Genomic DNA, 15,526 nt, shown 5'->3' with positions numbered 1-15,526 from the left:
CGAGAGCACGTGTTATTTGGGACTTAACAACTATTTAACTCATGCGCAAGCCGTGGGATAGCTTTTAGTTTCCATTCATTACTGTCTATAAAATCTGAAAAAGATTGTGAATTGATACTTACTTAATTTGAGTAATAGCTCAAGATATACCTACATATTATCTTCATCCCCATAAATAACTAATTAGGTTGATTTAAATTATGAATCAAGTGCTCCCTCTCATTGGTCGTTCTAGTGCTTTGTTTACTCGAGATATTAATACCCATGAAAATGAACTAACTAGAATAGTTAACCAATCACGTTTTTTAGTTTTAGGTGGTGCGGGTTCAATAGGTCAAGCAGTAACTAAAGAGATATTTAAACGTAACCCTCAAAAGTTGCATGTTGTAGATATCAGCGAAAACAATATGGTTGAATTAGTTAGAGATATTCGAAGTTCTTTTGGTTATATAAATGGCGACTTTCAAACTTTTGCATTAGATATTGGTTCAACCGAATATGACGCTTTTATTAATTCAGATGGTCAATATGATTACGTTTTAAATTTATCCGCATTAAAACATGTCCGTAGTGAAAAAGATCCATTTACCTTAATGCGTATGATCGATGTTAATATTTTTAATACTGATAAAACAATACAACAATCGATCAAATCAGGCGTGAAAAAATACTTTTGTGTGTCCACAGATAAAGCCGCGAACCCAGTTAATATGATGGGAGCCTCAAAACGCATTATGGAAATGTTCTTGATGCGAAGAAGTGAAGAAATATCAATATCTACAGCCCGGTTTGCTAATGTTGCTTTTTCAGATGGCTCTTTATTACATGGTTTTAATCAACGTATACAAAAACAACAACCTATTGTTGCACCAAACGATATTAAGCGTTACTTTGTGACACCACAGGAATCAGGTGAACTTTGTTTAATGTCTTGTATTTTTGGTAATAATAGAGATATTTTTTTCCCTAAATTAAGCGAAGCTTTGCATCTCATCACTTTTGCCGACATTGCAATTAAGTATCTCAAACAACGTGGCTTTGAACCTTATCTTTGTAAAAATGAAGATGAAGCACGTGATTTATCTAAAACACTAACTTCTCAAGGTAAATGGCCATGTCTTTTTACTGCGAGTGATACTACTGGTGAAAAAGACTTTGAAGAGTTTTTTACTGACAAAGAGGTGCTTGATATGGAATGCTTTGAAAATCTTGGTATCATTAAAAATGAACCCGACTATCAGCTTGAACTTTTAACTTTATTTGAAACTCAAATTGCACAAATGAAAGCTAAAAAAGAGTGGAATAAAGAGCAAATTGTTGAATTATTTTTTAAAATGATCCCAGATTTTGGCCATCAAGAAACGGGCAAATATCTCGATAGTAAAATGTAAGGCCGACAAATGAAACCTCAAATACTCATAGAATTTATTCGAGACATATATCAAACCAAAGGTTTTATCCCTCTACATGCCCCAACTTTTACGGGGAATGAGAAAAATTATGTCGTAGAAACAATCGATAGTACTTTTGTGTCTAGTGTAGGAAAGTTTGTTGATGAATTTGAAAGAAAAATGGAGGCATTTACTGGTAGCCCTAGAGCTGTTGCTACTGTAAATGGTACTGCTGCATTACATACCGCTCTTTATATGGCGGGTGTGCGAACAAATGATTTAGTTATAACCCAAGCCTTGACCTTCGTTGCAACTTGTAATGCTCTCTATCATATGGGCGCGCAGCCCATTTTTGTTGATGTCTCGCCTATTAGCCTTAGTTTATGTCCAAAGGCTGTTGAGCAATACCTCGATGAAAATGCTATATTAAATGAGAATGGTTGTTTCCATAAACAAACTAAGCAAAGAATAAAAGCAGTAGTTCCAATGCATACTTTTGGACACCCTGCCGAATTAGATGAATTGTTATCTGTATGCAAAAAATGGAATCTTATTTTAGTCGAAGATGCAGCTGAAAGCTTAGGGTCATTCTATAAAGATAAACATACCGGAACTATTGGTAAATTTTCTGCATTAAGTTTTAATGGTAATAAAATTATTACTACTGGCGGCGGCGGTATGGTGTTGTGCTCTACTGAAGAAACAGGTAAGCACACAAAACACGTTACAACAACAGCAAAAGTTCCACATCCTTATGAGTTTTTCCATGATGAGCCAGGTTTTAACTATCGTTTACCAAACTTAAATGCAGCTCTTGGATGTGCTCAAATGGAGAGTCTACCTCTGTTTTTAGAACGTAAGCGTTTATTAGCAAAGCAATATCAGTCCTTCTTTGAGGGAAGTGATTATCAATTTGTTGTTGAACCGTCCTATGCTCAATCAAATTATTGGCTCAATGCTGTCATTTGTCATGATACGAAACAACGTGATGACCTTCTAAATCAAGCCAATGCAGCTGGCGTTATGACAAGACCCATTTGGAAGCTGATGCATCGTTTACCAATGTTCGAAAAAGCGTTACGAGACAACTTAAAAAATTCAGAATTTATTGAGTCGCACCTAATTAATCTTCCAAGTACGCCAATTAAGGCTTGAGAGAGATATTGATGAATGACAATATCAAAAATGTTGCTGTTTTTACCGGTACAAGAGCTGAATATGGGCTATTATTTTGGTTTTTAAAGGATATACAAAATGATCCTGAACTTAATTTACAATTACTAGTTTCAGGTATGCATTTATCGCCAGAATTTGGTGAAACATATCAGCAAATTGAGAATGATGGCTTTATTATCAATGAAAAAATTGAAATATTGCTTTCATCTAATTCATCGATTGGTACAGCTAAAAGTATGGGGCTCGGAATACTCGGCTTTGCAGATGCATTTTCAAGAATGAAACCAGATGTTTTAATTGTACTTGGTGATCGATTTGAAGCCTTAGCAGCCGCACAAACAGCGATGATTCTACGCATCCCAGTGATTCACCTGCATGGAGGGGAAATTACTGAGGGTGCTTATGATGATGCAATTCGTCATGCAATCACTAAATTAAGCTATTTACATGGCACATCAACAGAAGAATATCGCCAACGTGTTATTCAGCTAGGTGAATCACCAGTTCGAGTCAAAAATATAGGTGCTATAGGACTTGAACACTTAAAGCGTGGAACGTTTATGGATATTCAAGAACTAGGGAAATCACTAAACTTTGAACTACAAAAACCTTACTTTTTAGTTACCTACCATCCAGTCACCTTGGGTGAGGAATCACCCGAAAAAAGTTTTCAATCACTTTTAGATGCACTAAACGAATACCCTGATTACCAAATCATTTTGACATATCCAAATGCCGATGATGGTGGTAGGCGTATTATTCCTATGTTAGAAACATATGCAGTTGCAAATTCGAAGCGAGTATTAGCAATACCTTCACTTGGCCAAGTTCGATACTTAAGTGCAGTAAAATATGCATCAGCCGTTATTGGAAATTCTTCCAGCGGTATTATTGAAGTTCCAGCGTTTAATGTACCTACAGTAAATATTGGCCTACGCCAAAAAGGTCGCTTAGCGGCTAAAAGTGTTATCCATTGTTCAGCAGATAAAGATGCGATTCAAAGTGCAATACAATCAGCTATTACTCACAGTTATAAATTTGATGGTGAAGTGATAGTTAATCCTTATGGACAAGGTGATAGCAGCACACAAGTCATTGAAATGATTAAAACATTAAATTTCAATCCTTGTAAAACATTTTTTGACTTAACTTTCGAATCGGATAGCTGAGGCCTTTAGCATGACACTTATTATTGCAGAAGCAGGTGTAAATCATAATGGGAATGAAGAATTAGCATTTGAGCTTGTTAACGCCGCACATCGATCAGGTGTGGATATTGTTAAATTTCAAACGTTTAAAGCTAAGAACCTTGTTACAGAATATGCAAAACAGGCTAATTATCAAGTTGCTAATACACAAAAAGAAGAATCACAACTTGCTATGTTAAGCCGCTTGGAGCTTTCTTATGATGTTCACCACCAACTAATAAAGCATTGCCAATCGTTGGGCATTGAATTTTTATCAACCGCATTTGATTCTGAAAGCTTAGATTTCTTAGTTAATGAACTCAAGCTAAAACGCTTAAAGTTACCTTCCGGTGAACTAACTAATGCCCCTTTAGTATTAGAGCATGCACGTACAGGTTGTGATTTGATCGTATCGACAGGTATGGCAACCTTAACCGAAATTGAGATGGCTTTAGGTGTAATCGCTTTTGGCTATTTAGATAAAAATAATACTCCGCCTTCATTGCTAGCCTTCCAGAAAGCATATGCATCTAAAGAAGGTCAGGAAATACTAAAAGAAAAAATAACTCTTCTACATTGCACGACAGAATATCCAGCACCAATGGAAGAAATAAACCTTCGTGCTATGGATACTTTAGGACACGCCTTTGGCTTATCTATGGGGTATTCTGACCATAGTGAAGGGATCACTATTCCAATTGCCGCTGTAGCTCGAGGTGCAACCCTCATAGAAAAGCATTTTACTTTAGATAAAAATATGGAAGGTCCTGATCACAAAGCATCATTAGAGCCTAATGAATTAACTGCAATGGTTCAGTCTATCCGTCAAGTTGAGCAGGCATTAGGTTCATCGATAAAAACCCCGACTATCTCAGAATTAAAAAATAAGGCAGTTGCACGTAAAAGCTTAGTTGCAGCAACGAAAATCAAAGCTGGTAGCTCATTCACTGAAGATAACTTAACAATAAAGCGCCCAGGTAATGGGATATCGCCATATGAATATTGGGATATGCTAGAACGTACAGCAAGGAATGATTATCAGGCTGGAGACTTAATTCTTGAATAAAAAACCACTCGTTATTATTGGTGGTGGTGGGCATGCTAGTGTATTAGTAGATATTTTGCTAAGCCAAGGTAGAGAAATTTTAGCAGTTATTAGTCAACATGATATTTCTTCTAGGAGGATATTTAGTGGCTTTCCGCATTTAACGCAAGATACTGATGTCAAAAAATTCACTCCTAGTGAAATAATACTTGTAAATGGAATTGGTATACAGGCAAATTCAGATTTTCGTCAAAAAATTAACAGTTACTTCATCGAAGTTGGGTATGAATTTGAAACAGTAATTGCCAATAGCTCAATTGTTTCTCCTTATGCTGAAATTAAAACTGGGGTACAAATTTTTCCTAGCGTAATTATTCAAGCGGGTGTAACTATCGAAGAGCACTCCATTATTAATACAGGTGCAATCATTGAACACGACTGTAAAATTGGTAGTAATAATCATATAGCTCCTAGAGCAGTCCTTTGTGGTGGTGTAACCACAGCTAAAAATGTTTATATTGGTGCTAATGCTACAGTGATTCAAGGTATCTCAATAGAAGAGAAATCAATTGTTGGTGCTGGAGCAATTCTTACGCAAAATTTACCCTCTCAAAGTACTTGTTACCCTAACCGAAGTCTAATTAAAACTAATAAATTGAAATAAAAGGTATTCCATGAGCTATTTCTGGAAAAATGTATTGGTAAAACCAGAGAATTCTATTCGTGATGCATTAGAAATCATTAACAATGAAGCCTTACGAGTCGCATTAGTTGTAAGTGAAACTCAAAATTTAGTTGGCGTAGTCACCGATGGTGATATTCGCCGAGGTTTATTAAACAACCTTGCATTAACTGATGCTGTCTCTCTTGTGATGAATAATTCACCGACAACTGCAAAAATAGGAACTTCGCGTGAGGACCTCGTTAAGATTATGGAAAAGAAAAGTATCTTATCGATTCCTATTTTAAACAATGAAGGTATTGTCGTCGGATTAGAAACGCTAAATGGGACCTTTAATTCTCCGACCTATCAAAACCCTGTATTTATAATGGCAGGAGGTTTTGGTACACGCTTACGGCCATTAACAGATAACTGCCCTAAACCGATGCTTAAAATCGGTGATAAACCGATTCTAGAAACAGTAATCCGTAGTTTTATTAAAGCAGGGTTTGTTAATTTTTATATTTCGACTCATTATATGCCGGAACAAATTGAAGCACATTTTGGTGACGGCGCTGACCTTGGTGTAAGCATTACTTATATCCAAGAAAACTCCCCTTTAGGCACAGGGGGGGCACTCGGACTACTTCCAAAAGATCTCCCTGAAGGATTACCATTAATATTGATGAATGGTGATGTTCTTACTAAAGTTGATTTTAAGCGCTTACTCGATTTTCATATTAACCATGATGCAGATGCTACTATGTGTGTGCGCGAATATGACTATCAGATTCCTTATGGTGTAATTAGTGGGGAAGGTAATAAAATTATCAGTATGGTTGAAAAGCCAGTTCAACGCTTTTTTGTTAATGCTGGGATTTATGTTATTTCACCACAAATTATTCAATCAGTACCCGAAAATTATCGTATTGACATGCCTACACTATTAGAACAACACATGAGTGAACGTGATAATGTACTGATGTTTCCGATTTATGAATACTGGTTAGACATTGGCCGAATGGACGATTTTAATAAAGCACAAGTAGATATTCATACTCTAGGATTAGATTAATGGAACGTATTGCTGTTGTAGGCCTAGGTAACATTGCAACCCGCCATCGTCGTAATTTAAAACATTTATTTCCAAATTCTACTTTATATGCAATGTCTGCAAGTGGCCGTGAAATTGATGAAATAGTTAGTGATGCTGATGCTTGTGTATCTTCAATTGATGAGTTAATAAATTTACAACTACAATTAGTTATAATTGCTTCTCCCGCTCCTTTTCATGCACAACACGCAATTCCATTAATTGAAGCAAAAATCCCTGTTTTAATTGAAAAACCCGTAGCGACTACTTTATCGGATGCTAGAGCTATTAAACAAGCAGCTAAACATTATCAAACGCCCGTGGCTATAGGATATTGTTTACGCTATCTTTCATCCTCGCAAAAAATAAATGAAATTATCGAATCGAAAATAATTGGCCAACTGCAGCATGCGACCATCGAAATAGGTCAGTACTTACCTGATTGGCGACCCAGCAAAGATTATAGGGAATGTGTGTCGGCAAATGCCTCTCTTGGTGGTGGTGCATTATTAGAATTAAGCCATGAATTAGATTATACATATTGGTTGTTAGGCCCATTAACACTACAACACGCTATTCTACGTAGCTCCGATGAACTAAATTTAGATATAGAAGATAATGTCGATATATTAGCAACAACTATAGACAATGCGATTGTTCATATTCATCTTGATTTTTTACAGCGTAAAGCATATCGACAATGCCGTTTTATTGGAAGTCAAGGTACATTAGAATGGAATTTGATTAATAACGAAATTCGATTCATATCTAGCCATAATACTCGTGTTTTATACAGTGCTCCTGAATGGGATAAGAATCAAATGTACCTCGAAATGATTGCTGATTTTATTGAAAAAATAAATAATAAAGAAAATAAATCAATTACTATAGATGAAGCTATAAATACTCTTTCACTCATAGAGCAAATTAAATCAAAAAACTCTATATCTAGAATCCTTACTACTTATCAGTAAAGAATATAAATATCATGAAAAACTTCGCATTCATTTTTGCTCGTGGTGGTTCTAAAGGGCTCCCTGGAAAAAATATTAAACCACTAGCAGGAAAGCCCTTACTACAATATTCTATTGATACTGCAACCGCAGCACCTTCTATTGAAAAGGTGTTTGTCTCTACTGATGATACTGCAATTGCTAAAATCGCAATCGCTAATGGAGCGATTCTAATAGATCGCCCCCCTGAGCTAGCGAGTGATACAAGTCCAGAATGGCTTTCTTGGCGCCATGCAATAAATTGGGCTTTTGAAAATTATGGTTCATTTGATGGTTTTGTCAGCTTACCCGCAACAAGTCCGTTACGTAGTGTAGAAGATATTGAAGCTGCTATTATGCAAAGAACAAAACAGAGAGCAGATATTTGTATATCAATTACACCGGCAAGCCGTAGCCCTTACTTTAATATGGTAAAAATAGTAGATAATGGTCTAGTTGAATTAGTAAATAGCCCACAAGGCGAGGTTGCCCGCCGACAAGATGCACCAGCTGTATTTGATATTACAACAGTGGTATATGCAACAACCCCTACGTTTGTTTTAGAAAATTATGGGATTTTTTCTGGGCACGTTACTAGCATTGAAGTACCAAAAGAACGCGCTGTTGATATAGATGATATATATGACTTTAGACTAGCTGAAGCTATTATTTCGGAGCAAAAATAATGGATAATTTATTAAAAAGTAAAAAAATTTTAGTCGCTGGTGCAGGTGGTTTACTTGGTTCAAAATTGGTTCTAACCTTATTAAATCAAGGTGCGAAAGTCATAGGGGCAGATATCAATGTCGATACTATGGCAGAAAAATTAAAAAGATCAGGTGTTGATACTGAACACTCTAATCTCACATTGACTGAGTTAGATATTACAAATGAAGTCTCTGTGAAAAATATTTTTAATCATCATGACAATCTCAGTGGTGCTGTAAATACAACTTATCCTAGAAATAAAAATTACGGAATGCATTTTTTTGATGTTACGTTAGAAAGTTTTAACGACAATTTATCTTTACATTTAGGAAGTTCATTTTTATTTACTCAACAATGTGCTGCTTATTTTAAAAATGAACAACAACCATTTTCATTAGTTAATATATCCTCTATATATGGTGTAATAGCGCCTAAGTTTGAAATTTATAACAATACAACGATGACAATGCCTGTTGAATATGCAGCCATTAAATCAGCTATTCAGCATCTTAATAAATATGTTGTCGCCTATGTGAATGATAGTCGCTTTAGAATTAACTGCGTTAGTCCAGGTGGAATATTCGATCATCAACCCGAACCATTCTTAAAGGCATATAAAGAAAATACATATGGTGCTGGTATGCTTGAAGTAGATGAAATTATAGGTTCTATCTTATTCTTACTTTCAGAGCAATCTAGATATGTTACAGGGCAAAACATTATTGTAGATGATGGGTTTTCTTTATAAAATTAGCATAAGAAATTATATATAAATACCAATTTTAAATTATTTTTAATCAAATTGCTCCATAAAAATAATCTGCTAAATAATCCTTTATATCATTATGAAAAATAACATCTTAGACTTAAAATATACAAGTAAAATCACCTTATGAGTCTCCTCAAAAACTCAAGTATATACTTAACTGCTAATCTTTTAAATGCAGCTATTCCATTTATATTATTACCTATCTTAACTCGATATCTTACACCTATTGAATATGGCCAAATAGCTATGTTCCAAGTCCTATTATCAGCCTTAACAACATTTATAGGTATAAATTGTACTGGTTCTGCCAATAGAAAGTTCTACGATGATAATATTGACCATGATACTTTAAGAAATTTTAATGGAAGCTGCGTTCAGATTCTTATAGTCACATCAATAATAACCTTGTTATTCAGCCTAGCCTTCGGTGAGCAACTAAGTGACTTTTTATCTATACCATTAAGCTGGATACTAATAGCAGTATTAATTAGCTCATTCACCTTTATTGCAACATTACGTTTAGGTCAATGGCAAATAAGAAATCAAGCAAAATATTTTGGAGTATTACAAGTCAGTAGTAGCTTTATAAATATGTTATTATCATTACAATTAGTGATTACGTTGAAGCAAGGGGCATCCGGACGTGTTGATGCTCAATTAATTACAACTGTAGTAATTGCAATAGTCGCTATTCTTCTTCTTTATAAGGATAAACTATTAAAATTATTTATTTGGCGACCTGAACAAATTAAAGAAGCATTATCCTTTGGTATTCCTTTAATTCCGCATCACATTGGATTTTTCTTACTGAGTTCTGTAGACCGATTTTTCATTAATAAAGAAATTGGATTGGCAGAGGCGGGGATCTATATGGTTGCAGTTCAATTAAGCACCGTACTCACTATTCTATTTGATGCTTTAAATAAAGCATATGTCCCGTGGCTATATGGAAAATTAAAAATAAATAATCATTCCGATAAAATAAAAATAGTTAAATATACATATTTTTATTTTGCCATATTAACAATTATTGCGCTTATAGCCTTTTTTGTCGGGCCTCTACTATTTATCTTCATAGCAGGTGAGAAATATTCGCGAGGTGCAGACATAATTGGATGGTTATGCCTAGGACAAATATTTGGTGGAATGTATTTAATGGTTACAAACTATATATTTTTTAGTAAGAAAACCGGAGGATTAGCATTAACCACTATCACAACCGGGATTGTAAATATTATTTTACTAATAACACTCATTCCATTATTTGGACTAATCGGTGCTGCGTATTCATTTTCAATTTCTAAATTCTGTCAATTTATATTTACTTGGCTTATATCCTATAACTCAGTAAAAATGCCTTGGTTTAAAAAAGAGATTTAAGTATATGGATTTAGTTATATGTAATACACCCTTACAAGTTATGCAAATTGAGCAGTTGATTGCAGATGGGGTAATCAAGAAAAATAATTTTCAACTTATCTTTTTTGTATACAATGAAACTGAAAAGTTAATATACTATTACGATAGGTTATCAAAACTAACAAATAATAATATTTATTATAAATATCAAAGATTTCCTTTTTATGTTTTCACTCTTAGGAGTGAATTCAAAAAAAAATCCTACAATAATGTATATACCGCTAGCATTGATAATAAACTAGTACACTACATACTTTCTTTTGTCAAATTTAACAGTTTATATACAATTGATGATGGAACAGCAAATATATGGAGAAATTCAATTTATTATATAAAAAGAAAAAATTTTTTAAAAAGCAGTCTACATTTCATCTTTGGGTGTAAATTTAACTTACAAAAAACGAAAGAAAGCATAAAACTGCATTATACAATATACCAAGGTGTTCCAAATATTATTGAAAATACTAGTTATAATAATATATTTCCCTATAAAAGAAAACAGGGACTGATGAAAAAAGAAGAGATTAATATATTTTTAGGCACTGTTTATAGTGAGGTGACATGTGATAAAGATAAGTTATTAAGTTATTTGGAGGCTTTCTTTAAAAATAAAGAATTTTATTACATAACACATCCCCGTGATAATTCACATTATTTTAAAAATGTTAGTTATATAGAAAATCATAAAGTATCCGAAGAGATAATAGCCAGGCTGCTCGAGGAGTATAACACGGTTAATATATATGGATTCGGGAGCTCAGTTCAATTTAACTTAGCGTATGTTGATGGGGTTAATAATTACCAGTTAATAAGTTCTATTTTGTACAATAACATTACCATTCCTGGTAGTCCATTAATAGAAACTAACTTAGATTATTATTACTCTCTCATAAATCACGCCAATATACAGTGTAAAAAATGAAATTAATTACAATAAAATACTATAATCTATTTGGGATTCTTTTGTTTTTTATAAATCCGTTATTATCTTTATTTTACACATTATTTTATTTTATAAAAAAAAGAAATTGTATTTTTGGTTTGTCGCTTTCACTTAGTTTGATTTTTATTTATCAGCCATTGATGTATGATACATCAGCTAATTTCTTTACTTTATTACAAAGGGAAGATTTTAATCTCTATTTATTTATACCAAGAGAATTAAAGTTAAATTTTAATATTGATTACTATTATTCTATCTTTTTTTATACTTTTATTATTTTTTATTGTTGGTTTAAAACTATAAGTCATTTAACTAAGGGTATAAATAATAAAGTCACACTAAATATATTGTTAACATTAAGTATTGCATCTATTATATATAGAGATATAATGGATCTTAATAGGTTTTATCTTTCCATATCAATAGCGTTTTATTATGTTTATTATATTAAGAATGTATATAATAAATTTCCCATTTTTTATTTTTTTTGTTTTTTATTACTTTGCTTTTCAATCCATACTTTCTCTATGGTTATTTTCTTTGCATTTTTCATTTCTCACTTTATAAACAAAAATCATATATATATAATTTATATTGTAAGTTGTTTTTTTATTGGTGTAATATCTGATAGCTTAATGAAAATAATTATTTCCAATGTTGACTTAATTAACTTAAGAATTCCATCGGCCTATTTAAGTGATGGTGGTTGGGGGCATAATGAATACAGTGAAAATACGTTACTGAGGAAAGTTTTAGAGTGTTTTATTGTATTCAATTTAGCGCTGATAGGTATGTTATATAAATTAAAAAATAAAAATAAACACGAAAATATTAATATTAACTTGATTGTTATTTTTTGTGGATTATGCTTTCTATTTTTTAGTTTTAAAACTTTATTTGAACGTTCATTTATAACTTTAAGCGTTTTTTCTATTTTTTTATTTTCTTTGAATATAAAAAACGGATTTCTAAAGTATTTATTATTAGTTCTTTTTTTGTTCAGATTTATCATAATAAACTTTGTTCGATATGGCAGTGTTTTCACAAATGGTCATACAGATGTGTTGCCTGATTATAGTAGTAAATTTGATATTCAATTAAAACCTTTATATGTTCCTACTATCTTTTTATTGGACTTGGATAATGGTTATTCTGATAAGTTTATTCAGAATAACTCAATTTGGAAATAAAAAATGTTATTTTTAATAATATAATAAATTATGGATGCACATGAAAAATATATTTATACTCATAGATGATATTACCCAAACTGGTGGGACTGAAAGAGTTGCTTGTACTTTAAGTAATGAATTATATAAAAAAGGATACAAAGTAAGCCTTTACTCACTTAAGTTTTCTAAGAAAAACATCAATTTTGAATTAGATAAAGGCGTCGTTTTAAGAAGTTTTCAAAGAGAAAATAAATATTTAGCATTAATTAAAATAATGAAAAACATAAAAAAGAATAATGGTTGCCTTATCGTTATCTCAATGGGTAGATTGTCTGTGGATGTTGCGATTGCATCTATAATACACAGGCCTAACAAAGTTATATTTTCAGAACATATTTCGTATAAATCCTTCAGCGGTATTAAACAAGCCATTAAGCGAGTATCATATTTCTTTGCTGATAAAATAGTTTTTTTAACTAAAAATGATCAAATGCTATTTAGCAAGAGAGGGAGAAAGGAAAAGTATTATACTATAAAAAATATTAATCCATACTTTTCATCTAATATCTCGATATCTCAATTTGAAAAACGCAGTAATATTGCTCTTGCTGTTGGACGTTTAACATACCAAAAAAATTTTCCTGCTCTAATTGATATTTGGTCTAAGACTGATACATCTGACTGGGAGTTAATTATTATCGGCAATGGCGAAGAAAAAAAAACTTTAGAAAATTTAGCCGAGCATGTGAAAAATATACGATTCCTTCCAGCTACATCTAATATTTCTGACTACTATAATAACGCAAAACTATTTTTAATGACTTCTCATTATGAAGGACTACCCATGGTTTTAATTGAGTCTCAATACTTTGGTATACCCTCAATTGCCTATGATTGTAAGACTGGACCAAAAGAAATAATTATTAATAATGAAACTGGATATATAATACCATATAATAATGCATGTATTTTCTCTGAAAAACTGAAACTGCTTATTAACGACCATTCAAAATTGTCAGATATGCACATTAATTCCATTAAAAATAAAGACCAATATTCACCAGGTAATATTATTGGAAACTGGATTTCATTAATAGGATGAAATCCTCCCTATAATATATAAAAGACTAAATGCTTACACATTTAATTGGTGCACTCTCAAAGTCGACATCATAATATTTAGGTTTGAAAAATATGTCAAAAATAAATTTTAGAAATTTAGTATCTATTATTATGCCTTGCTATAATTCTGAGAAGTATATTAATGCAGCAATAAAGTCCGTATTAAATCAAACTTATAGTAATTATGAGCTAATTATTATTAATGATGCTTCTACTGACCAATCATTAGAAATAATCTCATCATATGATGATCCTAGAATAAAAATAATTAACTCTATTAATAATGAAGGAGTAGCTGCATCCAGAAATAAAGGAATTTCCATTGCGAAAGGACAATTTATTTCATTTTTGGACAGCGATGACATATGGTTACCTCAAAAGCTAGAAAAGCAAGTGATGAAGCTATCTTTAGGGTGGGATGTGGTTTGCTCCAACTATATAACCTTTAATATTGATAATAAAAAAAATATACGATACTCGCCAAAAATCATTACTTACAATGACCTGCTTCATTCCTGCTTTATTGGTAATCTTACAGGAATCTATCATGCTGAGAAATTAGGTAAAATTTACCAAAAAAAAATTGGCTCAGAAGACTACTTAATGTGGCTATGTATTTTGAATAAATCTCAAAAAGCATATTGTATTCAAGAGCCTTTAGCTGAATATCGTATTTGTAATTCGTCATTATCTGGTAATAAATTTAAGTCTGCCAAATGGCAATGGAATATTTATAGAAGAGAATTAAATATTCCTATACTTAATAGCTTATATTACTTTTCGCATTATATTTTTCATGCGTTAAAAAAAAGAATATAAAATTTTTATTTTATTAATTACTAATACTTAAGAGATATTTTATGAAGAAATACTTCATGCTTTTTTTTACTATTTCAGTATTAACTGGCTGTGCTATCGCTCCAGGTACTTACATGTCAACATCCGGAAAAAATGTTGTTGATACGGGTGATAAAGATATTACCAAACTAGTTGATATCTACCCAATTTCACCAAAACTATTGGATGATATGTATGTTGCACCTACTATCGCCAAGCCAAATGTATTGCTAGAAAAGCAGCTCGCTAATTATGATTACCGCATTGGAATTGGTGACGTACTGACAGTCACTGTTTGGGATCACCCTGAATTAACCATTCCGGCGGGCTCTTATCGTAGTGCACAAGACTCCGGTAACTGGGTACACTCAGATGGTACTATCTATTACCCTTATATTGGTAAAGTCAAAGTTGCAGGTAAAACCGTTACTGAAATTCGCACCCTAATCAGCAATCGTTTAGCCACTTATATTGAATCCCCGCAAGTGGATGTCAGTATCGCCGCATTCCGTTCACAAAAAATGTATGTCTCGGGTGAAGTTGCCAAACCGGGAACCCTACCAATTACCAATGTGCCTCTGACTATTTTAGAAGCCTTTAATAACGCCGGTGGTTTAACTGAAAAAGCTGATTGGGACAATGTGGTTCTCACCCGTAATGGTAAAGAAATCAAAGTCTCTCTACAGTCTCTTGTTCAGTATGGTGACTTAACTCAAAACTACTTAATGCAACCGAGCGATGTACTTTATGTACCGCGTAATGATGGGCAAAAAGTCTTTGTGATGGGTGAAGTCGGCCAACCAACAACACTGACCATAGACCGCGCAGGGATGAGCATCACAGAAGCACTCAGTAAGGCTAGTGGTATCGACCAAACAACCGCTAATGCAACGGGTGTGTTTGTTATTCGTCCTATTAGAAACCAGAAAGTTGAAGATAAAGAACTCGAAGCCTTACTACCGAAAAAAATGGCAGCGGTTTATCAGTTAGATTTATCTGACGCCACCTCTT

At 32.9% G+C, this 15,526-nt stretch carries 15 protein-coding genes; all 15 read left to right on the top strand.

Going from position 1 to position 15,526, the window contains the following annotated elements; genetic code table 11:
- The first annotated feature begins 200 nt into the window (after window positions 1–200).
- Window positions 201–1,391 (top strand): UDP-N-acetylglucosamine 4,6-dehydratase, encoded by a 1,191-nt coding sequence (locus tag ACTH6U_RS20740; protein WP_068440512.1) that lies wholly within the window; start codon window positions 201–203, stop codon window positions 1,389–1,391.
- 9 nt (window positions 1,392–1,400) lie between these two features.
- Window positions 1,401–2,546 carry a LegC family aminotransferase gene (locus ACTH6U_RS20735; protein WP_068440514.1) on the top strand — a complete coding sequence of 382 codons (1,146 nt, stop codon included), beginning with the start codon at window positions 1,401–1,403 and terminating at the stop codon, window positions 2,544–2,546.
- 11 nt (window positions 2,547–2,557) lie between these two features.
- On the top strand, window positions 2,558–3,736 hold the full coding sequence (neuC, locus tag ACTH6U_RS20730) for a UDP-N-acetylglucosamine 2-epimerase (protein ID WP_068440517.1): 1,179 nt from the start codon (window positions 2,558–2,560) through the stop codon (window positions 3,734–3,736).
- A 10-nt stretch (window positions 3,737–3,746) separates the two neighbouring features.
- On the top strand, window positions 3,747–4,820 hold the full coding sequence (neuB, locus tag ACTH6U_RS20725; protein ID WP_068440520.1) for an N-acetylneuraminate synthase: 1,074 nt from the start codon (window positions 3,747–3,749) through the stop codon (window positions 4,818–4,820).
- Window positions 4,813–5,463: an acetyltransferase gene (locus tag ACTH6U_RS20720; protein ID WP_068440522.1), complete on the top strand. Its 651-nt coding sequence runs from the start codon at window positions 4,813–4,815 to the stop codon at window positions 5,461–5,463. The genes neuB and ACTH6U_RS20720 overlap by 8 nt, the downstream gene beginning before the upstream one ends.
- A 10-nt stretch (window positions 5,464–5,473) precedes the next feature.
- The gene (locus ACTH6U_RS20715; RefSeq protein WP_068440525.1) at window positions 5,474–6,535 is read left to right on the top strand and encodes a nucleotidyltransferase family protein; all 1,062 of its coding nucleotides are present in this window, start codon (window positions 5,474–5,476) and stop codon (window positions 6,533–6,535) included.
- Window positions 6,535–7,527 (top strand): Gfo/Idh/MocA family protein, encoded by a 993-nt coding sequence (locus tag ACTH6U_RS20710; protein ID WP_068440528.1) that lies wholly within the window; start codon window positions 6,535–6,537, stop codon window positions 7,525–7,527. The genes ACTH6U_RS20715 and ACTH6U_RS20710 overlap by 1 nt, the downstream gene beginning before the upstream one ends.
- Before the next feature lie 14 nt (window positions 7,528–7,541).
- Window positions 7,542–8,231, top strand: coding sequence for an acylneuraminate cytidylyltransferase family protein (locus tag ACTH6U_RS20705; RefSeq protein ID WP_068440531.1), 690 nt, complete (start codon window positions 7,542–7,544; stop codon window positions 8,229–8,231).
- Window positions 8,231–9,001: an oxidoreductase gene (locus ACTH6U_RS20700; protein ID WP_068440534.1), complete on the top strand. Its 771-nt coding sequence runs from the start codon at window positions 8,231–8,233 to the stop codon at window positions 8,999–9,001. The genes ACTH6U_RS20705 and ACTH6U_RS20700 overlap by 1 nt, the downstream gene beginning before the upstream one ends.
- Window positions 9,002–9,145: 144 nt before the next feature.
- Entirely contained in the window at window positions 9,146–10,402 is a 1,257-nt protein-coding gene (locus ACTH6U_RS20695) for a lipopolysaccharide biosynthesis protein (protein ID WP_068440536.1), read from the top strand.
- A 4-nt stretch (window positions 10,403–10,406) separates the two neighbouring features.
- Window positions 10,407–11,363, top strand: a complete 957-nt coding sequence (locus ACTH6U_RS20690; protein WP_068440539.1) for a glycosyltransferase family 52 — start codon at window positions 10,407–10,409, stop codon at window positions 11,361–11,363.
- Window positions 11,360–12,574, top strand: coding sequence for an EpsG family protein (locus ACTH6U_RS20685; protein WP_441833048.1), 1,215 nt, complete (start codon window positions 11,360–11,362; stop codon window positions 12,572–12,574). The genes ACTH6U_RS20690 and ACTH6U_RS20685 overlap by 4 nt, the downstream gene beginning before the upstream one ends.
- A 40-nt stretch (window positions 12,575–12,614) precedes the next feature.
- Window positions 12,615–13,658: a glycosyltransferase family 4 protein gene (locus ACTH6U_RS20680; protein WP_068440544.1), complete on the top strand. Its 1,044-nt coding sequence runs from the start codon at window positions 12,615–12,617 to the stop codon at window positions 13,656–13,658.
- Between the two features lie 92 nt (window positions 13,659–13,750).
- Entirely contained in the window at window positions 13,751–14,497 is a 747-nt protein-coding gene (locus ACTH6U_RS20675; protein ID WP_231906705.1) for a glycosyltransferase family 2 protein, read from the top strand.
- A 56-nt stretch (window positions 14,498–14,553) separates the two neighbouring features.
- Window positions 14,554–15,526 (top strand): polysaccharide export protein (locus tag ACTH6U_RS20670; RefSeq protein ID WP_441833047.1); only part of this gene is annotated, 973 nt, incomplete at its 3' end.

It is taken from the genome of Providencia sp. (genome assembly GCF_052096715.1).
Lineage (GTDB): Bacteria > Pseudomonadota > Gammaproteobacteria > Enterobacterales > Enterobacteriaceae > Providencia.
Note: the sequence above shows the minus strand (reverse complement) of the source record. Positions and strands in the feature narration are given on the sequence as shown.

Bases quoted from the DNA above. Each gene is read 5' to 3' on its own strand.
- ACTH6U_RS20710 (WP_068440528.1), top strand. From the start codon at position 6,535: ATGGAACGTATTGCTGTTGTAGGCCTAGGTAACATTGCAACCCGCCAT.
- neuC (WP_068440517.1), top strand. From the start codon at position 2,558: ATGAATGACAATATCAAAAATGTTGCTGTTTTTACCGGTACAAGAGCT.
- ACTH6U_RS20735 (WP_068440514.1), top strand. From the start codon at position 1,401: ATGAAACCTCAAATACTCATAGAATTTATTCGAGACATATATCAAACC.
- ACTH6U_RS20680 (WP_068440544.1), top strand. From the start codon at position 12,615: ATGAAAAATATATTTATACTCATAGATGATATTACCCAAACTGGTGGG.
- ACTH6U_RS20705 (WP_068440531.1), top strand. From the start codon at position 7,542: ATGAAAAACTTCGCATTCATTTTTGCTCGTGGTGGTTCTAAAGGGCTC.
- neuB (WP_068440520.1), top strand. From the start codon at position 3,747: ATGACACTTATTATTGCAGAAGCAGGTGTAAATCATAATGGGAATGAA.
- ACTH6U_RS20695 (WP_068440536.1), top strand. From the start codon at position 9,146: ATGAGTCTCCTCAAAAACTCAAGTATATACTTAACTGCTAATCTTTTA.
- ACTH6U_RS20690 (WP_068440539.1), top strand. From the start codon at position 10,407: ATGGATTTAGTTATATGTAATACACCCTTACAAGTTATGCAAATTGAG.
- ACTH6U_RS20685 (WP_441833048.1), top strand. From the start codon at position 11,360: ATGAAATTAATTACAATAAAATACTATAATCTATTTGGGATTCTTTTG.
- ACTH6U_RS20700 (WP_068440534.1), top strand. From the start codon at position 8,231: ATGGATAATTTATTAAAAAGTAAAAAAATTTTAGTCGCTGGTGCAGGT.
- ACTH6U_RS20715 (WP_068440525.1), top strand. From the start codon at position 5,474: ATGAGCTATTTCTGGAAAAATGTATTGGTAAAACCAGAGAATTCTATT.
- ACTH6U_RS20675 (WP_231906705.1), top strand. From the start codon at position 13,751: ATGTCAAAAATAAATTTTAGAAATTTAGTATCTATTATTATGCCTTGC.
- ACTH6U_RS20740 (WP_068440512.1), top strand. From the start codon at position 201: ATGAATCAAGTGCTCCCTCTCATTGGTCGTTCTAGTGCTTTGTTTACT.